Source organism: Apibacter sp. HY039, assembly GCF_004023655.1.
GTDB lineage: Bacteria > Bacteroidota > Bacteroidia > Flavobacteriales > Weeksellaceae > Apibacter > Apibacter raozihei.
In genome coordinates this window covers 155,951-174,770 of the sequence record NZ_SAYM01000005.1, presented here as the reverse complement: position 1 = coordinate 174,770, position 18,820 = coordinate 155,951, and the positions used below count along the sequence as shown (strand labels likewise).

The 18,820-nt window shown below is 32.6% G+C and carries 13 protein-coding genes; 4 read left to right on the top strand and 9 right to left on the bottom strand.

The features are described from left to right. The first annotated feature begins 7 nt into the window (after positions 1–7). Complete coding sequence (locus EQ921_RS11340; protein WP_128331734.1) at positions 8–370, top strand: hypothetical protein; 363 nt, start codon at positions 8–10, stop codon at positions 368–370. A gap of 126 nt (positions 371–496) precedes the next feature. Here the strand turns inward: EQ921_RS11340 and EQ921_RS11335 are convergent, their stop codons facing one another. Together EQ921_RS11335 and pafA are read right to left on the bottom strand one after the other, a co-directional pair. Then, positions 497–1,687 (bottom strand): OprO/OprP family phosphate-selective porin, encoded by a 1,191-nt coding sequence (locus EQ921_RS11335; RefSeq protein ID WP_128331733.1) that lies wholly within the window; start codon positions 1,685–1,687, stop codon positions 497–499. Positions 1,688–1,762: 75 nt separating this feature from the next. Next, positions 1,763–3,436 carry an alkaline phosphatase PafA gene (pafA, locus tag EQ921_RS11330; protein ID WP_128331732.1) on the bottom strand — a complete coding sequence of 558 codons (1,674 nt, stop codon included), beginning with the start codon at positions 3,434–3,436 and terminating at the stop codon, positions 1,763–1,765. Positions 3,437–3,803: 367 nt separating this feature from the next. On the opposite strand from pafA, the gene EQ921_RS11325 reads away from it, so the two are divergent. Further along, positions 3,804–6,851 carry a hypothetical protein gene (locus tag EQ921_RS11325; protein WP_164875630.1) on the top strand — a complete coding sequence of 1,016 codons (3,048 nt, stop codon included), beginning with the start codon at positions 3,804–3,806 and terminating at the stop codon, positions 6,849–6,851. A 52-nt stretch (positions 6,852–6,903) separates the two neighbouring features. Here the strand turns inward: EQ921_RS11325 and EQ921_RS11320 are convergent, their stop codons facing one another. The 7 genes from EQ921_RS11320 to EQ921_RS11290 form a co-directional block, all read right to left on the bottom strand. Next, positions 6,904–7,530: an HAD family phosphatase gene (locus EQ921_RS11320; protein ID WP_128151837.1), complete on the bottom strand. Its 627-nt coding sequence runs from the start codon at positions 7,528–7,530 to the stop codon at positions 6,904–6,906. Between the two features lie 260 nt (positions 7,531–7,790). Beyond that, a complete protein-coding gene (locus EQ921_RS11315) occupies positions 7,791–8,417 on the bottom strand; it encodes a chloramphenicol acetyltransferase (protein WP_128151835.1) in 627 nt (208 codons plus the stop codon). A gap of 2 nt (positions 8,418–8,419) precedes the next feature. Beyond that, positions 8,420–9,109, bottom strand: a complete 690-nt coding sequence (locus EQ921_RS11310) for an HAD family hydrolase (RefSeq protein ID WP_128331730.1) — start codon at positions 9,107–9,109, stop codon at positions 8,420–8,422. A 101-nt stretch (positions 9,110–9,210) separates the two neighbouring features. Then, complete coding sequence (locus EQ921_RS11305; RefSeq protein WP_128151831.1) at positions 9,211–9,870, bottom strand: HAD family phosphatase; 660 nt, start codon at positions 9,868–9,870, stop codon at positions 9,211–9,213. A gap of 110 nt (positions 9,871–9,980) precedes the next feature. Next, positions 9,981–12,008, bottom strand: a complete 2,028-nt coding sequence (locus tag EQ921_RS11300; protein ID WP_128331729.1) for a transketolase — start codon at positions 12,006–12,008, stop codon at positions 9,981–9,983. A gap of 119 nt (positions 12,009–12,127) precedes the next feature. Further along, positions 12,128–13,795, bottom strand: coding sequence for a ribulokinase (locus tag EQ921_RS11295; protein WP_128331728.1), 1,668 nt, complete (start codon positions 13,793–13,795; stop codon positions 12,128–12,130). A 44-nt stretch (positions 13,796–13,839) separates the two neighbouring features. Then, positions 13,840–14,940 (bottom strand): 2-dehydropantoate 2-reductase N-terminal domain-containing protein, encoded by a 1,101-nt coding sequence (locus EQ921_RS11290; RefSeq protein ID WP_128151825.1) that lies wholly within the window; start codon positions 14,938–14,940, stop codon positions 13,840–13,842. A gap of 599 nt (positions 14,941–15,539) precedes the next feature. Here EQ921_RS11290 and EQ921_RS11285 point away from each other — a divergent pair. Next, positions 15,540–17,177, top strand: a complete 1,638-nt coding sequence (locus tag EQ921_RS11285) for a glycerol-3-phosphate dehydrogenase/oxidase (RefSeq protein ID WP_128331727.1) — start codon at positions 15,540–15,542, stop codon at positions 17,175–17,177. Positions 17,178–17,229: 52 nt separating this feature from the next. Beyond that, positions 17,230–18,723: an FGGY-family carbohydrate kinase gene (locus EQ921_RS11280; RefSeq protein ID WP_128331726.1), complete on the top strand. Its 1,494-nt coding sequence runs from the start codon at positions 17,230–17,232 to the stop codon at positions 18,721–18,723. Positions 18,724–18,820: the final 97 nt, after the last annotated feature.

The window sequence follows — 18,820 nt, the reverse complement described above, 5'->3', positions numbered from 1 at the left end:
CCCCGCTATGAATATCCGATACTTTTTTATATGCTTGTTTATATTAATTGTAACCGGCTGTAGTCATAAAAATAAAACCGCAGGAGATTCAACTGTGATTCCTGCGGAAAATGTAATAAATCCTATAACAGCCAAAAAGACTAAGGCTAAGATTACAGGTGAAAGAAATAAAGTTGAGATAGGCACTGAAAAACCTGATGCCTGGACTATTCTATATAAAGATGATCAAGGCAATCTTCGCTCTACCATTATTAAAAAGCAACCGGAATATAAAAACCAGATTGGTGACAGTGTTGTTATCTATTATGATCCTACACATCCACAGAGTTTGCCTATTTACGAGTTACAGTACCTCATGCTTTCTCAATAAGATTATTTTCAAATTTATTTTTTAATTTCAATTGTTGCATTTATTAATGGAATAAAAGTTCAAATCATTTTAAAATTTTACTTTTGGTCATTAAGAGTGACTTTACAATTAACTAACAACTTTGTTTTAAAAAACAACTAAAACCCTTCCTTGCAATAAATTTATATTCTCTTTCGTTCCAAAATTATTGTTATTTCCTAAAGATAGATAGGAATAGTTAATTTTAAATCCGATATACTTATTCAGGTAATAATTTATACCCGCAGAAAAATCATTAATTCTACCTCCTTTTAAACTTTCATTTGAAAAAAAGCCATCGTTAAGATCAGTATAATCATATCTTACGACAAGTTCCAGAGTTTTATCTTTAGGTCTTTTTAACCGACGATCTTCCAGATTATATTTATATAATTGATCTCCCAGCAGCAATAAACCTGATTGTGCATAAAAACCGTAAGCATCATACGAGTGATAGTCTTTTCTCCTATTTACATGGAGATTGTAATATTCTCCCTGTAAGAAAAAAGGTCCTGAAGCAGTTATAAATTCCGCAACAAATCGCAGCTGATTTTTAACCTGATCAAGGGTAAAATTTATGGGTTTCTTTTTTTCGACTCTGGTATCTAAATTACTTGAATAATTCATAAATCTCTGAGTATTATTATTTTCATCAACTCCATTTCTATTTCCGGTGCGATACTCGGCAGATATACCTAAATGAATTAAATTCTTTTTGCTGTTCAATGGTGCATAAGATAATTTTCCTATAAAAGCATAACCCTGATTTCCTTCTTTTACATCGGATATGGCGTCATTATCTGAAAAGATTCCCCCGCTATAATAAACTTTATCATTCCAATTTACATAAGTTATGCCTAACTGACGACTAGTTCCAAATACCTGTGTACTTACAGAAGCTGTCATAAACTTTTGCCAGGCAGATCCTTCCCAGTTTTCGAGCCCAAATTGTTCTCCATAATACCCCAGCTTGACCCAAGATCTATCATTAATATTGTATTTGAGATGTAAATCTTTTGTGTTTACTTTTTTATCGTTAAACCCCATATCAATCTTTACGTCCCATTTTTTATAGGTCATTTTAGCTGTTAACCTTGTATCAGTTATAGTTGTCCCGTTCCCCAAAGGAGTTTTATCATCGAAATATAAAGCTCCGTCGAAAACTATCCGTCCCCCCATGGTCACAGATATTTTATCATCTTCACCTTCACCGGTTTTAACATTTAGTGACTGACTATTTCCCATAATACAGAATAAGAAAAGACCTAAAGAAAAATTTTTAATTTTTACTATGTTCATTTTTTATGGCATAAAATTAAGTTTAGCTTCTTCAGGACCCATACATAATCCTGAGAGAAGCTATGTAATTGACTTTTATTTCATTTTATAATCTACCGGCTTTCCAATAGCTCCACTCGGCATTTGTATTTTTAATAAAGCCGAAATCGTGGGTGCAATATCTGTCATATACACTTCTTCAGTAGTCCGGCCATGTGGAATCCCCCACCCCATTAAGATAAAAGGAATATGCGCATCATCGGGTCCCCAGGTCCCATGCGTTCCTCCTTTAGTAGGATCCGGATAGTCCCAGTCATACCAACCTGCCTTTAAAATAATTTGTATTTCTCCCGAAAGGTCTTTGTTATAACCATTAATAATTTTTTCTTTAATATAATGAGGTACCGTAGCCTGAGATGCTTTCTTCATATCTACGGCATACAAAACTCCATCCATAGTTTGCAGATAATCTATACAACTTTGTTTTAACTCCTCTATGTTTAAACCACTTTCTTTGATAGCATCATAGTTTAAATTTACCTGATAATTCATAAAGCTTCTTACCAAATTATCTTTCCCGAATTTGGATTTTAAGTGATCATTTAGTTTTTTTGCATAGGGTGAGAATACCCAAACATCTGCGGGCATTTTATGATCATTAAGGAATTTTGCATTTGGATTTCCGGCATGATCTGCACTTAGAAATACAAGATAATTACCTTTTCCTATTTTAGTATCCAAATGATTCAATAAATCTGCTATTTCTTTATCCAGCTTAATATAAGAGTCCTCTGTTAAAATTGAATTTATGGAATAATGATGGGCCATCTTATCTGGAGATGAATAACTAACTGCAAGAAAATCGGTATCTCCTGAAGAGTTATTCCCCAATTTTTCATTGTCAATTACCAGTTTGGCTATATCTGTAGTTGTTGTATTACCATATGGTGTATATTGAATCAAACCAACTCCTAAAGTTTTTATCATTTCAGAAGTTTTCATAGGAAATGAGGGAGTTTCATAATTTTTAAATCCTGTTTCATATCTACCTAATAATTTAATATCCGGACTTTGGATATAGGTAGATATCTGGTATTCGGGATTCCAATCTCTTGAAAGATATTTTTCAGGCATTTTTTTTGAATTGTATTGAGATAACCAGGCTGGAAGACTCTGCATATAATATGTACTGCTTATCCAATTTCCTGATTTAGCATCAAACCAATATGCCGCATCTGCGGCATGGCCTGCAGGAAGTATGCTACCTCTATCTTTTAATGACACTCCTATTACTTTAGAACGAAAATTAGTGGCGTATTTCAATTGATCTGTTACTGTTGTCACTTTAAGGTTATAGGGTGACATTTTTCCTACTTTATTTTCCGGATCATCAATACCTACTGTTTTTACTTTAGGATCTTCAGTACAATAAATATTTCTACCGGTTGCCTGTTCGGTAAAATCATTGCCGGCAATTCCATGTATGGATGGTACGGAACCTGTATAAACTGTACTATGACCAATGGCTGTAAATGACGGTATGTAATTGACCATACAATTTTCAAATGAAAATCCTTCATTTAATAATCTTTTAAAACCATTGTCTCCATATCGATCGTACAAACGATATAGATAATCCCATCTCATTTGATCTACAATAATTCCAACGACTAATTTCGGATGACTTTCCTGTTTCTTTTTCTGTGCTTTGACTAATGAGCATAACATTAAAAAGCTCAATAAAGCAAGAGTACATTTTTTAATTTTCATAATCTTTTCGATAAATATTTCGGATAAACCTAAGTATATAAAGGCTTTTTGATGGGTTGTATTTGTTGCTTTATTTGCTTACAACTATTTACAATAGAAAAGCATTTTATCAGATCATATTTTTTGCTTTGATATGATTATTTTTTTTTCAATAAACAATCTGAAAAAATTATTTTATCTGAAAAAATGACAAAAAAATTAAAAATGATTTCGAACTGGTTTATTTTAATAAAAACCAAAAGTTCCGATTTTATATATGGATATTAGATATAAAATAACTCCACATTAAAATTATATGAAAAATTATCTTTACTTATTTAAGGTTCTTACTCTATTATGTTTATTTTCTTGTAAAAAAAATCATTCTTTGCTTCCACTGAATCAGGCAGAATTTTTTTTTGATGATCAGCTGTCATCCATTTCAACAGATTTTACACACTCTATTTGGATAGGTTCTGAGAATGGAAAAGTTTTTAAATTTTCCAATTACGAGGTAAAAAAATTTAATTTAGCTGATGACAGAATATATAAAGTTTCTTCTATTAGTTATAAATCTGATACGTTACTTCTTGTTGCTTCCAGAAATAATGGATTAGAAGTCTGGAAAAATACTAAAAGCAAAAATTTAATAAAAATAAAAACCTACACGATTCACAATAAGGGTTATCAATATTCCCCATATGATTATATTATGGATAAAGATTCTCTTTTTGTAGCTACTTCGTTTGGATTATATAAAACTTCTTTAAAATCAGACTTTATTGATATGAAACCGGTTATCACACTTACTTACGGAACACAAAATAAAAATAACCATTTGCTGATAATACATAATATTTGCATTTATCGGGACAGTTTAATTCTGGGTTCCACTTCTCAAGGACTGGTTTCATACAATAGAAACAAAAATTCATATACGTATTTGATTAAAAATAAAACTATTGAGTATGTTTCTGTTTTCAGAGATACTTTATATGCTTTAAGTGGAAACTATTTGTATAGTAAGTCTTATGATCAGAAAAATTGGAAAAAAAAGCAGGTTAAAGAAAATTCAAAGGTATTTATAAAAAATACTGATACACTTTCAACTCTACTATCTTCCCATCATTTCACGCTTACTTATAGATCCGAAAAATTTTCCATACAAAATTTGGATGGATTTCCGTTAAGTTACGAAGGGAGAAATATTTGTATTACCGATTCTTTGCAAAAACTTATCTATGTCATAAGTAAGAATGCTCTGTGGAAGATTCCTTTTAATTACAATCTTAAATATAAAAATGAGAATAAAAGGATCATTACTTCCTTTCAAAACAGCAGTTTCTCTTATTTCCTGACTTCGCAGAATGATTTATATTGTTTGAAAAATAATTCATTAAAAGCTTATTGGGTTTGCACTTTAGATCAAAATCAGAGCATAGCAGGGATAGATGTTATAGGTAATTATTTGTATTATTATACAGACAAGAATGAGGTTTACAGAATAAAAATTAAATTAAAATCTTTTTACCCCTTAGCTAAATCTGAATTTATATTTAAGTGTCCATCACGTATTATTTCAACATTTTCAAGTTCAGAGAATTTAACTGATTTCACCTATCTCATAGGAACTCAATCCGGTTTGTATTACTTAAATAAAGACTTTCAAATTAAAAAACAATACTCAGCCGAATCATTATATATTACGGCTTTTTATAAGCTGAATAAAAATGTTTATTTTTCAACATTGAACAACGGAATTTATCTTTACTCCGATACTTTAAAAAAAATAAGCCATACTAGAGATTATCCATCAATCAAAGATTTTATATTAAAAAATATAAATAATAAAGAATTTATCATTCTCACTAATAAGCACATCATTTATAAAAAATTTAAATTTCCTGTCTATTCATTGAACATAAATAAGCTGAAGCCTGTTAACGACAGTATGTTTTTAGCGATTTCTAATAAGGGTATTTACCCTTTTTATATACATCAGGATAGTTTTCAAATTAAATCACCCGGCTTTCAAAACTTAAGCATCTATAATTCACTGGTTCAATCGAACGATATACTTTTATGTACGGAATCCGGAGTTTTAAAGATAAATTCTGACAATTTAAAAAAATATGAAGAAATACATCTTAATAAAATAAATTATTGGTCTCTTTTTATCACCTTTTGTTTTTTCTTTTGTTTTATTTTTTATACAATTTATAAAACTGTTTATTTAAAAAATATAAAACTTGAATGTAGAGTTCAAAAATTAAAAGATCTTATTATCGATTTACCTGACTTAATAAAAAATTCTGATTTAGAAATTTTAGATATTTATTGGAACATACAACAAAATTTATCAATAACTGACAAGAAAAAACCAAAAAATCAAAAAAATTTTTATACTAAACAAATCAACTCAATATATTCTTTATTTATATTAATATTATTAAAGCAAAAAAAACAGTTAAAAGAAATAAATTCATTCGAATCTCTTAAAATGATATCCAAGTCGGAAGAAATTCAAAACACCGGTGACTGCTATAAACTTAAAATATGCATTGATACGAATTATCTTTGGATAAATGATTTTTACAAGCTTAAGAATGAGATTACTGAGATAATAAGATTAATTAATTCAGGGATAATTATTGAAGGATATACTGATGTTTTATTAAATCATATGGAAAATATGTACAAAAGTATGTATGATGAAAAGATTGCAGTTCTTCGTTTTAAAAAAGATCATCTAATTTCTGATTTTGTAAAAGATAATAATACGAATATTTATTCTCATATTCATTTAAAAAAAGAAATTATGCTGATACGTGAAACTTTAGAAAAATACACTTTATATAACTCTTATACGGATTCTATGAGGGTATCCTTAGCAAAATACAGTCAATTATCAGATTATGGTCATGAAATATGGAAAATACTTAAAGATTTAAAGGAAATAAAAGTTCAAACTCAAATACTTTTAATTTTAAATACAGTTTTTAATTTGTGTTTGAAATATAAATCAAATATTGATATTCTTATGAAAGAAAATACACTAAACTCTAATACTTCTATCGTAAATACCCTTTATTCAGAAACACAAAATAAAAATTTTATTTTATCCAGAGAAATAGATGAATTACTATCAACTTTTTTTAAGAGTCTCCCTAAAGATGAATTTAACTTAATCACTGAGGTACTGAAAATAAATAATTTTAAGAGTCAAAATGCTAAAATTCTGGTATTGTTGCTTTCAGATAAACATATAAAACGTACGATTATTCCCGGAATCCTTAATGTATACAGTAATTTAAATCCAATCATTAGCCGATTACTTAATAACCGGATTAAAAATAACATAAATGCTATTGAAGAATTTGAGCTTTCCCATCCTAACAGCCTAATAGCTAAAATTTTAAAATCTTTATGTAAATAAGTGCTAATATAATTCATAAAAAAAAGTTTCAGCGTATACGCTGAAACTTTTTTTATAATTGGTTAGAATGAAAATTTTCAAAATCCGGAATAATCTTTTCCGTATGAGATTGTAAGCTTTCTTCCGAATTTGTCGTAGATAGCGCTATCACTTTCATTCCCGCTTTTTTACCTGCTTCTATACCCGCAAAAGAATCTTCAAAAACAACACATTCATCGGGTTTACAGCCAACCAATTCAGCAGCCAGCAAGTAACAATCGGGTGCAGGTTTTCCTTTTTGTATATCATCCCCTGTTACTTCTGCATCAAATGTATTTTTTAAACCCAATTTTTCCAAAGCTATATTTGCTTTGAACTTCATGGAACTTGTTACAAGTGCTATTTTAAATCCCTCAGCCTTCAATTCCTTTATGAAATCATGAATTCCTGGAATAGGTCTATATTCTAAATCGTTTTTTTCAAAATCCGATACTATAGTCGCTAGATCAGTAATTTCTTTTTCTGACATATGTGAAAAGTAATTCGAAACAATATCCGGCCATCTAACTCCTTTGATTTTACTCATAAAATCAGAAGGTAAATTATATTTAGGAATAAACGAATGAAAAAAAGTATCGTATTGCGTTTCTGTATCTGTAACCACACCATCCATATCAAACAGGACTGCTTTTATTGCCATAATTATAATGTTTTTTAAAATTTTAAATTTAATATTTAAGGAAAAAGCCATTGGGTAAAAAAACTGGCTTTACCACGTATAATCAATTTTTATAAGGTAGTGCTTAAACCAGAAATTCTGATTTCGCATATCTATTTCTCTAAGTAATCAGCTTACAACAAATGTACAAATTTTATACTTCTCAAAAACAATTGAACATCTTTATTGCCTGTAGTTATAACTGAATTTAAATTCTTTAAATTATACTGTTTTCAACAAGTTTATTCTTCATTCATGAGTTTCTGAAATTTATCTGTAAACAATCCTACATGATAACCATCCATAAGTCCGTGATGTACGTGAATAGATACAGGCATGGTTTTTATCCCTTCCTTTTCTGTTACTTTACCAAATGTAATTTTGGGTGAGCTGTCGGGGTAAGTAAAACTTCGTGCATGCGAGAAAGCTGTAAAATCAATCCAAGGAATAGCTGAAAAATGAATCACACTTTCTCCAGATACTGCAGGCATTAAATCATTTGACTGCTGTACTCTTTGAATCTCTTTTAAAGCCTCAGCATAAAAAATATTTTCATCCCGGAAATAATTTATATAAGCAAATCCAAAAGTACCATTAGGACGGTTAATGGTTGGTGAAGCACTTATGCTATCAAATAAATATATTTGTTTGTCTATGATACGGTATCTAAAATTTTCTATACTATTAGCTGCTTTTAATGCTCTGAATAAATAACTGAGAAAAAACGAATTATCATTGTCCTTTGCCATTCTATACGCTTGCGTACAATCAATAGTGACTGTAACTCCAAAAAACGGTTCTTCAAATTGAGAAAAAAAAAGAAAATGTTCTTTTCTATCCCATTGTTCCATATCAATTAATGTCTTCATTTCTACAAGTAATTCAAAATATTGTCAATACTTTTTAATTTTATAAAATTATCATTTTGCAGATTGATCTCTTGTTGCTCATGTGCCCAGGTCACATGGTATGGAATGTATCCACCATAACCGCCCAACTCTAATACAGGTAAAATATCCGATTTAATAGAATTACCTAACATTAGAAAGTTTTCGGGTTTACAATCCATATGTTTCAATAACTTCTGATAATCATGGACTTTTTTATCGCTCATTATTTCGATGTGGTGAAAATAGATTTCCAATCCTGATTTTTTAAGTTTCCTTTCCTGATCTAACAAATCTCCTTTGGTAGCAACTATTAATCGGTATTTCCCATTTAACTTCTCTAAAATCTTGTTTACACCAGGTAATAATTCTATAGGCTTTTGCAGAAGTTCCTTTCCTATAAATAGTATTTTATCAATAATATCTGATGAAACAGATTGATTTGAAATTCTATTTGCCGTCTCAATCATACATAAAACAAAGCCTTTTACACCATAGCCATAAAGATGTAGATTTTTCATTTCGGTTTTAAAAAGTTCCAGTGATATTAAGTGCTTAGGAAGATAATTTTCAAGTAAAGTACAAAATTGCTTTTCAGCTTCCTGAAAATAAGGTTCATTTACCCACAATGTATCATCTGCATCAAATGCGATAGTTTTTATATGGTTTTTCATTTTTTTCTTTTTAAAGATATTTTTATATCCTTAACTTACTTACAAATATAATTTAAATTAGTTACAGATGTTTATATTGTAAATGTTACTTAAATGAGTCATTATACTTCAAGTTTTAAAAGTTGAAATAACGAATTAACTGACAAATTTTTAAAATCAGGTATAGCAATCGTAGCAACTTCTTCCAACTGTTCTTTCGAATAATTAGTCATAATACCCACAATTAAATTTACACCGGCTGATTTTGCTGATTCAATCCCATTGAATGCATCTTCAAAAACTATACATTCGGAAGGTAACACATGAAGTTTATCTGCAGCTTTTTGGAAACATTCGGGATTAGGTTTTCCTATCGTTACATCATCAGCCGTCATAAGGATATCAAAACTTTTATCCAGACCAATATCTTTCATAGCTTTTTCCGCTCTTATTTTCAATGCTCCTGTGACTAATGCCAGTTTAAACGGATATTGTTTTAATGAATTTACAAAATCAACAACACCTTCAATCGGAGTATAAACCATCTCATTTAATTCATAGTATTTTATATCATCGGCAACCTGTTGCTGCTGCTCTGAGGATAAAAATGAAAAAAACTGAGCAACGATATCCTTAAGTCGTTTTCCTTTTACTTTATCCTTAAAGTCATCCATTACAAGACCGTATTTATCTTTTAATTGATCCCAAAAAATTTCATATTGTGATTCTGTATCTGTAACCACTCCATCCATATCAAGTAAAATTGCTTTGATTTTTGCCATAATTTCATTCTTTAAATTTTAAATAAGAAAGAAGAATTAAAGTTATTAATTCTTCTTTCCTTACCTTATCCATAAATAACCACAATTATGGATCTATATATGTAAAATATTTAGCCTAAAAATTCTTTAACCTGCTTATAAACATTTTCAGCAGTAAAGCCTAATTTTTCATCCAAAACAGCTGCAGGTGCTGAAAATCCAAAAGATTCCAATCCCCATATTTTTCCGCTGTCTCCCACCAAACCTTGTAGATTAACCGGAAGTCCTGCAGTTAAACCAAACTTTTTCTTGTCTTTTGGTAATACAGAATCCTGATATTCTTTCGGCTGACTTCTGAATAATCCTTCGGAAGGAACAGATACTATTCTTGTTTTTATACCGTCATTTTTAAGTAATTCAGCACCTTCTACCAAAGTGGACACTTCAGAACCGGAAGCTAATAAAATTACATCATAACCAGCATCTTCCTGAACGACATAAGCACCTTTAGATGACTGTAATGCTTCGTCATATCGGTTTTGCTTAGCTGGTAAATCTTTTATATTCTGACGGGAAAAAATTAATCCGGTAGGTGTATGAGTGTTTTCCATTGCAAGTTTCCAGGCTACAGTAGTTTCCTGAACATCTGCTGGACGAAGCACTAACATGGAATTATGTCCTTTATGATTTTGAAGTTTTTCCATTAAACGGATTTGAGCTTCCTGTTCTACAGGCTCATGTGTAGGCCCGTCTTCTCCAACACGGAAAGCATCGTGAGTCCAGATAAATTTAACCGGTTGCTCCATCAAGGCTGCAACTCTGACTACTGGCTTCATATAATCAGAAAAAACGAAGAAGGTTGCACATGCAGGAATTACGCCACCATGAAGACTCATCCCCACGCATAAACAGGCCATTGTAAATTCAGCAACTCCTGCTTGTAAAAAAGCACCGGAAAAATCTCCTTTGGTTAATGCGTGCGTATGTTTTAAAAATCCGTCAGTTTTATCCGAGTTTGATAAATCGGCAGATGAAACTACCATATTTTCAACTTGCTGAGCCAATGTTTCCAGCACCGTTGCTGAAGCTGCACGGGTTGCTGCATTAGGTTTCTGCTCAATTTTCGCCCAATCAATTTCTGGTGTTTGACCTGAGAACCAGAATTTCATTTTCTCAGCCAATTCAGGGTTTGATTTAGCCCATTGTTCCTGTTCTGATTTTTTAACTGCTACAATTTTTTCAAGTTCTTCTGCTCGTTTAGCATATAATTCTTTAACTTCAGGGAAAATTGTAAACGGATTGGCCGGATCTCCTCCCAAATGCTGAATTGTATTTTCTAAACATGCACCTGCTTCCCCTAAAGGTTGTCCGTGTGTTGAAACTTTATTTTCAAAAGAATTTCCATTAGCATCTACAGCTCCTTTACCCATAATGGTATGACCGATGATTAATGTAGGTCTTGATTTTTCTGCTTTAGCTTCGGTTAATGCCTTACGAATTTGTTCCGGATTATTACCTTCAATGGAAATAACCTTCCAACCCCATGCTTGGTATTTGGCAGCGACATCCTCATTATCTACATCTTTCACTTTAGTTGAAAGCTGTATTCCGTTTGAATCATAGAACATAATCAAATTGTCAAGTCCTAAATGTCCAGCAATTCTTCCTGCACCCTGGGAAACTTCTTCCTGAATTCCGCCATCAGAGATAAATGCATAAATTGTCTGATTCATCTGCTCACCCAAACGGGCTTTCAGAAATTTAGCAGCAATAGCAGCTCCAACAGCATACGCATGCCCTTGCCCTAAGGGACCTGAAGTATTTTCGATACCGCGTTCTACATCCAGTTCCGGATGTCCGGGAGTGATACTTCCCCATTGACGGAATTGTTTAAGATCATCCATGGCAAACTTTCCGGTAAGCGCCAGTGTTGAATATAGCATTGGAGACATATGTCCAGGATCCATAAAAAAGCGATCCCTTCCTTCCCATTTCGGATTTTTGGGATCATATTCTAAAAATTCAGAATACAATACATTAATAAAATCAGCTCCACCCATGGCACCTCCGGGGTGTCCAGATTTTGCTTTTTCTACCATTGATGCAGCTAATATTCTGATATTGTCTGCTGCTCTGTTTAATGTTTGAATGTCAGCCATTTTTCGTCTTTTATTATTTTGAATATACAAATTTACATTTTAATTATCCTTAATATTAATTATATATAGTGAATTATACAACAAATATTATTTTTTTCTTTTAACTTAATTTATTTTTTTTATACTTTTCCCTGAATTGCATTCTCTTTTATTTTCTTTAACCTACTCATTACCTGATTGGTTCCTTCTCCAAAATAATCATGCAGGGTTAAGTATTCATTATATAGCTCATCATATCGGACCGACCGATCTTCGTGAGGTTTATAAACATTAGGTATTTTGCTTCCCATAGCGTCCGAGGCTTGCTGCAATGTTTCATAGCAGCCCGCTGCAACAGAACCATAAATTGCTGAACCCAGTGCTCCTACCATAGTAGCTTCCGTAATAGATAATGGTATACGGGTTACATCACTGATTAACTGCATCAACCATTTATTTTTAAGCAACCCACCTGCTGCCACGATCTCTTTAATAACAACTCCATGTTGTTTCATTGTTTCAATAATCTTACGGGCACCAAAAGCACAAGATTCCATCAGAGCACGATAAATATCCTCTGCACGGGTAGTAAGTGATAACCCTAAAACCATACCGGATAAATTATGATCACAAAGAATTGAACGATTCCCGTTATGCCAGTCTAATGCCAACAATCCGTGCTCACCAATTTCTTGTGTTGATGCTTTTCTTGTTAAATAATCATGAAGATTTAAGTTTTCATTTTTTGCCGATTCTGCGTATTCTTCCGGTACACAATTTTGAATATACCACGCAAGTATATCGCCAAAAGCTGATTGACCGGCTTCAAAACACCAGGTGCCATCGGAAACACCTCCGTAGGTTATACCCAGCATACCGGGAACTTCTTTAAATTCAGGTCCGGAAACAATATAACACGCAGAGGTTCCCAAAATTGCAGTCATAATTCCAGGTTCTACCGCTTTAATTGCTGCGGCGGTTACGTGCGCATCGATATTTCCAACGGAAACGGATATACCGGGTTCAAGCCCAAGTCTTTGAGCCCATTCCTGAGTAAGATTTCCACTTTTCGATCCCAATGGTTGTATGGGTGCTGACATTTTATCGATGTAAACTCTTCCAAAACCTGGGGATACCTTTTCTAGATATTCTGGATCCGGATATTTTCCATCCTGATAATGTCTTTTAAATCCGGAATCTGCACTGGCATATACTAAATTACCTGTTAAAAGCCAACTCATCCAGTCTAATGCATCTACAAAATGAACCGTGTTTTTATAAATTTCAGGGTCTTTTTCAAAGGTTTCCAAAACTTTAGGTAAAAGTAATTCTGAAGATAATAACCCTCCATATCGGGGTAACCAGGGTTCCTTCCTTTGCTTAGCAACCTCCAGTAAACGTTGTGCTTGTTCATTAGCTCCATGATGTTTCCATAATTTAGCATAAGCATGAGGCCGATCTGAAAATTCAGGATATTCACATAACGGTTTTCCTTGATCATCGGTAGCCAAAACTGTGGCTGAGGTAAAATCTATACCTATTCCAATTATATGCCTAACCACTACTCCGGAATTAAGTATTGCCTCCTGCGCTGATTTTTGAAAGGATTCGAGATAATCAGAAGGAACCTGTAAGGCAAAATCCGGGGGTAATAATTCATTTTTACTTACTGTAAGATGAGTATCCATTACTCCGTGCTTATATCTTACCGCAGCTGTTCCTTTTTCGAAACCATCACTGACTCTTACAACGGTAGAACGCACGGAAAGTGTTCCGAAATCTACTCCTAAAATATATTGATCTGACATTTTTGTGGTTTATAGTTGTTGTTTGTTTAATCTATTTTCTACATTTATTTCTCTCCTCCAAAAAATTTATTCCAAGGCATCTGTAAAGGTTGGTCATTAACAATGATATCGTATAAATGTCTTAATAAAGGAAAATCTGTGTCTTTAATAATGCCCCGTCTGGTTAAAGGTTCCATCGCTGCCCCTATAACCCTTATTGCCGCAACACCTTCCATAGTTACCCCTTTCATATAATGATCTCTTACTTCGGAAAAGGGTATTCCTGCTCCAACATATCTGCCTGCTTTTACATTTCTGCCGCCCATTGAGGTTACAAACATATCACCAGATCCTACTAACAAATGCTTAGGACTTAAAACATTATTATCTGACAATAACTCCATAAACTGGGTAAGTTCAACCTGTCCTTGGGCAAATACTGCTGAACCATAATTGAAACGAACATATTTTTCTCCCTGCTCATTGTTTTTATCTCTGATACCTTCGTTAAATCCTGCTGCAAATGCGTAAATATTTTTAGTTGCTGCAGCTACTTCCATACCTACAAAATCTGTGGATGTCCAAACATGATAGTAATCTGTACGAAATAACGCAGCTAACTTATTTAGAGAATCCTGATCTTCTCCACAAAAGACTACACATGTATCACGATGTACAGCAACTTCCCCTGCTATTGAAGGACCCACGACTGCAGACCAGGTAACTGATTCAACTAATTCTTTTGTAAAATATTTTTTTATGATATCAGGAAGAATAAAAAGATTACCTTCCTGATCGGCCTGCATTCCTTTAGTAATAGAAAACACCATCATTCCAGGCTTAACTACTTTTGCCAATTGCTCTCCTACCCAGTCAACTCCAAACGAATTCACTCCTGACATAGCTACATCTGCTCCTTCAAAAGCTTTTTCAACTTCTTCTAATTGATATACTTTAACTGATTCAGGAATTTTCAATTCCAGATTTGGATGAATCCCCGTTTTTCTAATAGTATCAATAATATCTTTATCTAAATGTGTCCCAACTAAATGAACTTCATGTCCGTTTTCAGCCAACGGAAACGTTAAAGCAGTAGCCATTATACCTGCACCTAAAATAGCTATTTTATATTTTTCAGTTTCAACTGATATTTCATTTTCTTTCATTTCAATATCTTTTTAAATTTTTAATTAACTATTGATTTACAATAAATTACAAATAATAAATAAGTTTTATGTATTATTTACAACAAAAATAAATAATAAAAAGCATATAATAGTTATGATTTAGAAATAAAAACAAAATTTGTGAAATAAATCATGCACTAAGAAAAAAATAATATAACTTACTATAAATCAATTTTTTAATTAAAAAATGATTTAAATACACTAATTTAAATCTTATTTATTATTTAAATAAAATGTAAGTATTTATTCGTAAAAACAATTTAATAATTTAAGATAAATTTAATTATACTTTTATTTATAAAACATTAATAATTAATGTTATAAAAAACATAATAAATTAATATTATAAAAAAAGCTTATTTTTTATATATACATAAACATAAAATTTGAAATAAAAAAACATTCAATAACCAAAATCTTTACTAATTCGAAATTAAATTAAATTATTTTACGATATTGAAATATCACATACATCTAAACAAAAAAAAACATATATCTAAGATATATAGTAATATATCATGTTTTATATTGAAAAATGTTTCTAAATTTGAGCTAATTAAAATTAAAAACCAAAAAAAATGGAAAGAAATACTTTCGATTTATCACTAAAACGAAAACAACGCTTTAATGATACCCAGCAAGGGTATGATGTAGTTATTGTAGGAGGTGGTGTAAATGGACTAGGCACAGCCTGGGACAGTGCTTTAAGAGGAATGAAAGTTCTTTTAGTTGAAAAAGGAGACATTGGATCCGGCACCTCATCATGGTCAAGCCGAATGATTCATGGCGGATTAAAATATTTGGAAAAATACGATATTCCTCTAGTTCGTGAGTCTTTAAGAGAAAGAGAATGGTTAGTCAAATCTGCACCTCATCTGGTTCGTGAATTACGATTCATTATTCCTTTTTATAAACAAAATCAAAATTCACCTTTTATTCTCAGATTAGGAATGATAGCCTATGATATTCTTTCATTTGATAAATCATTAAAAAGCTTTGATTTTTTTTCGAAAAAAAAGATACTGGAGAAAGAACCAGGACTTAACCCCGATCAACTAACCGGCGGTTGTGCATATTCTGATGCTCAGGTTAATTACTCAGAAAGACTTTGTTATGAGATAGCTTTATCGGCCAGACAAGCAGGTGCAGAAATATTAACGCATGTTAAAGCGACCGATCTTGAAGTTGAACAAGGAAAAATAAAGGCGATTAAAATCAGAGATGAAATAAGCGGTGAAGAAGTGAGGGTTCCAACCCAAGTAATAATTAACAATGCAGGACCATGGATAGACGAAGTCTGGCCTAAAGATCATATTTCGCTACCCCGCATGAATGGAGGCACTAAAGGCACTCACTTAGTTGTAGATTCTTTTCCGGGAGCTCCTACCGATGCATTTTATTATGAATCAGATGACGCTCGCCCCATGATGGTTATACCCTGGAAAAACAGATATCTCATAGGCTCAACTGATATTCCATTTACAGGAAATCTTGACACAGCATCAGCTACTCAGGACGAATACGATTATATTCTACACGAAACCAATAAAGTTCTTCCTGAAGCACATTTGACCAAAAATGACGTAATCTATGCTTATACCGGCGTAAGACCTCTACCTTATAGCGAAGGAGCTAAGGTTTCTGATATTACCCGTAGACACAAAATTGTTGACCATAAACAAAATCAATTAGACGGCCTGTATACACTTGTTGGAGGAAAATTAACAACCTTCAGGCAGGTAGGAGAAGATTTCGGAAACATTTTATCTGAACGATTTCATAAAAATACAAAAAGCAGAACCAGAAAAATGAAATTACCGGGAGGTTCTATTTCATCTATGTATGAACTAAAAAAAGAAATTGAAAATACAGGTATTCCAAATTCTTTAGTCAATCGTATAGCAGACCAATATGGAAAACTAGGCATTAAGCTGGCCGAATTTATTATGGAAAAACCTGAGAGACAAGAAATAATTGACGAATCATTTGGATTAACCCACGGAGAAGTTGAATGGGCGGTAACTAACGAAGAAGCGTACAGACTTTCAGATGTAGTTGCCAGACGTATCATGACCGGATTAGAGGATGATTTAGGTCTCAATTCTCTTGAGGCCGTATCCGTAATTTGTGCTAACCTTTTAAACTGGGATGAAAATAGAAGACAGGAAGAAATAAATAGTTACAAAAATTATATTAAAAGACTTCAGGTGAAGTAAAAATCATTTAAAACTAAAATCAAACATAAATCACAAAAAATAAGTCAAAATTATGAAAACAAAAGTTGTAATAGGAATAGACATCGGTTTAACCGGCATGAAAGCGGTTGCTTTTGATTATCAAGGCAAAATTATAGCCTCGCAATCTGATTCTTCACCACATGACATGCCCAAACCACACTGGTCTGAAAGAAACGGAGAAGATTTTTGGGCTGCAGTCAGTAAAACTTTAAGACATCTTATGGGTAAACTGGAAATGTATGAAGTTACAGGTGTAGGATGCAGTGCTCATGGGGATGGAATCTGGATTTTAGATGAAAACAACCGTCCTTTAAGACCCGGTATATTATCTTTGGATACCCGTGCTTTTGAAACTTCTTTAAAATATTCAAAAAAAATAAAGGATTTGTTATCGGTAACCGGACAAGGTGCTTCACCCTCTTCCCCGGCAACTCTACTGGCATGGCTAAAGGAAAATGAACCGGAAACGTTAGCAAAAGCCCGATCATTTATGTGGGCAAAAGACTACATTCGCTTTCGCTTATCAAGAACTATAGGAACAGATCTTACTGAAGCAAGTACATCGTTTTTTAATTATAAAAATCAGGACTGGGATAGTGAAGCCTTTAAACTTTATGATCTAGAAGAGCTGGAAGCGATAGCTCCCATTGTAAATCAACCTACTGATATTGTAGGAAAAATCGGATATGATACGCACATTCATACCGGTTTACCCGAAGGAATCCCTGTTGTTGCCGGTCTTCACGATGTAGATGCAGGTGCTATTGGTGCCGGAGCAACCCATCCGGGACAATTAGCTGTAATGGCTGGTACTTACAGTATTAATGAAGTTATTTCCGATGAACCCAAGGTTTCTGAAGACTGGTTTTGCAGAAGCTTTATAAAAAAAGGATTATGGATGAATATGGCTATATCACCGGCTTCATCTTCCAATCTTGAATGGTTTGTACAAACTTTGTGTCAGCAGGAATTAGATCTTGCCAGAAGAGCCGGAATAGATCCTTATGGATTTGTAGATAAAGAAATTTCGGAAATTATAAATGATCCTTCCGACATTTTATTCTTTCCTTTTTTATATGGAAATCCACTCGATGTAGATGCAGATTCCTGTTTTATGGGAATGAGAGCATGGCATAAAAGAGGCCATCTGCTTAAAGCTATATATCAAGGCATTGCCTTTAATCATAAATACCATATAGATCCTTTAATTGAAAATTTCAAAGTTGATGAAATAAGAGTGGTTGGAGGCGTTACACGCAGTAGTATCTGGCCTAAAATGCTTGCCAGCGTTTTAAACCGCCCTATCTTAATACCGGAAGTTTCCGAAGGAGGCGCATTAGGTACCGCTATGATTGTTGCTGTTGGTATTGGTCAATATAAAAACCTTGACGAAGCAGCTAAAGCTATGGGCTCTAAATCTATTACCATAGAACCAGATCCAAAGATTCAGGAAAGTATCATTCCTGCATATGAAAAATATAAAAAATATATGAATCAAATTTATCCTCTTTGGAAAGATAAATGATTGAATTTATTCAGCAGGAGATGTTTAATATCTCCTGCTGAAAATTTTCATTTATCTGGTGATTGAATAACTAATTTTATTTATATAATTCTAAAAT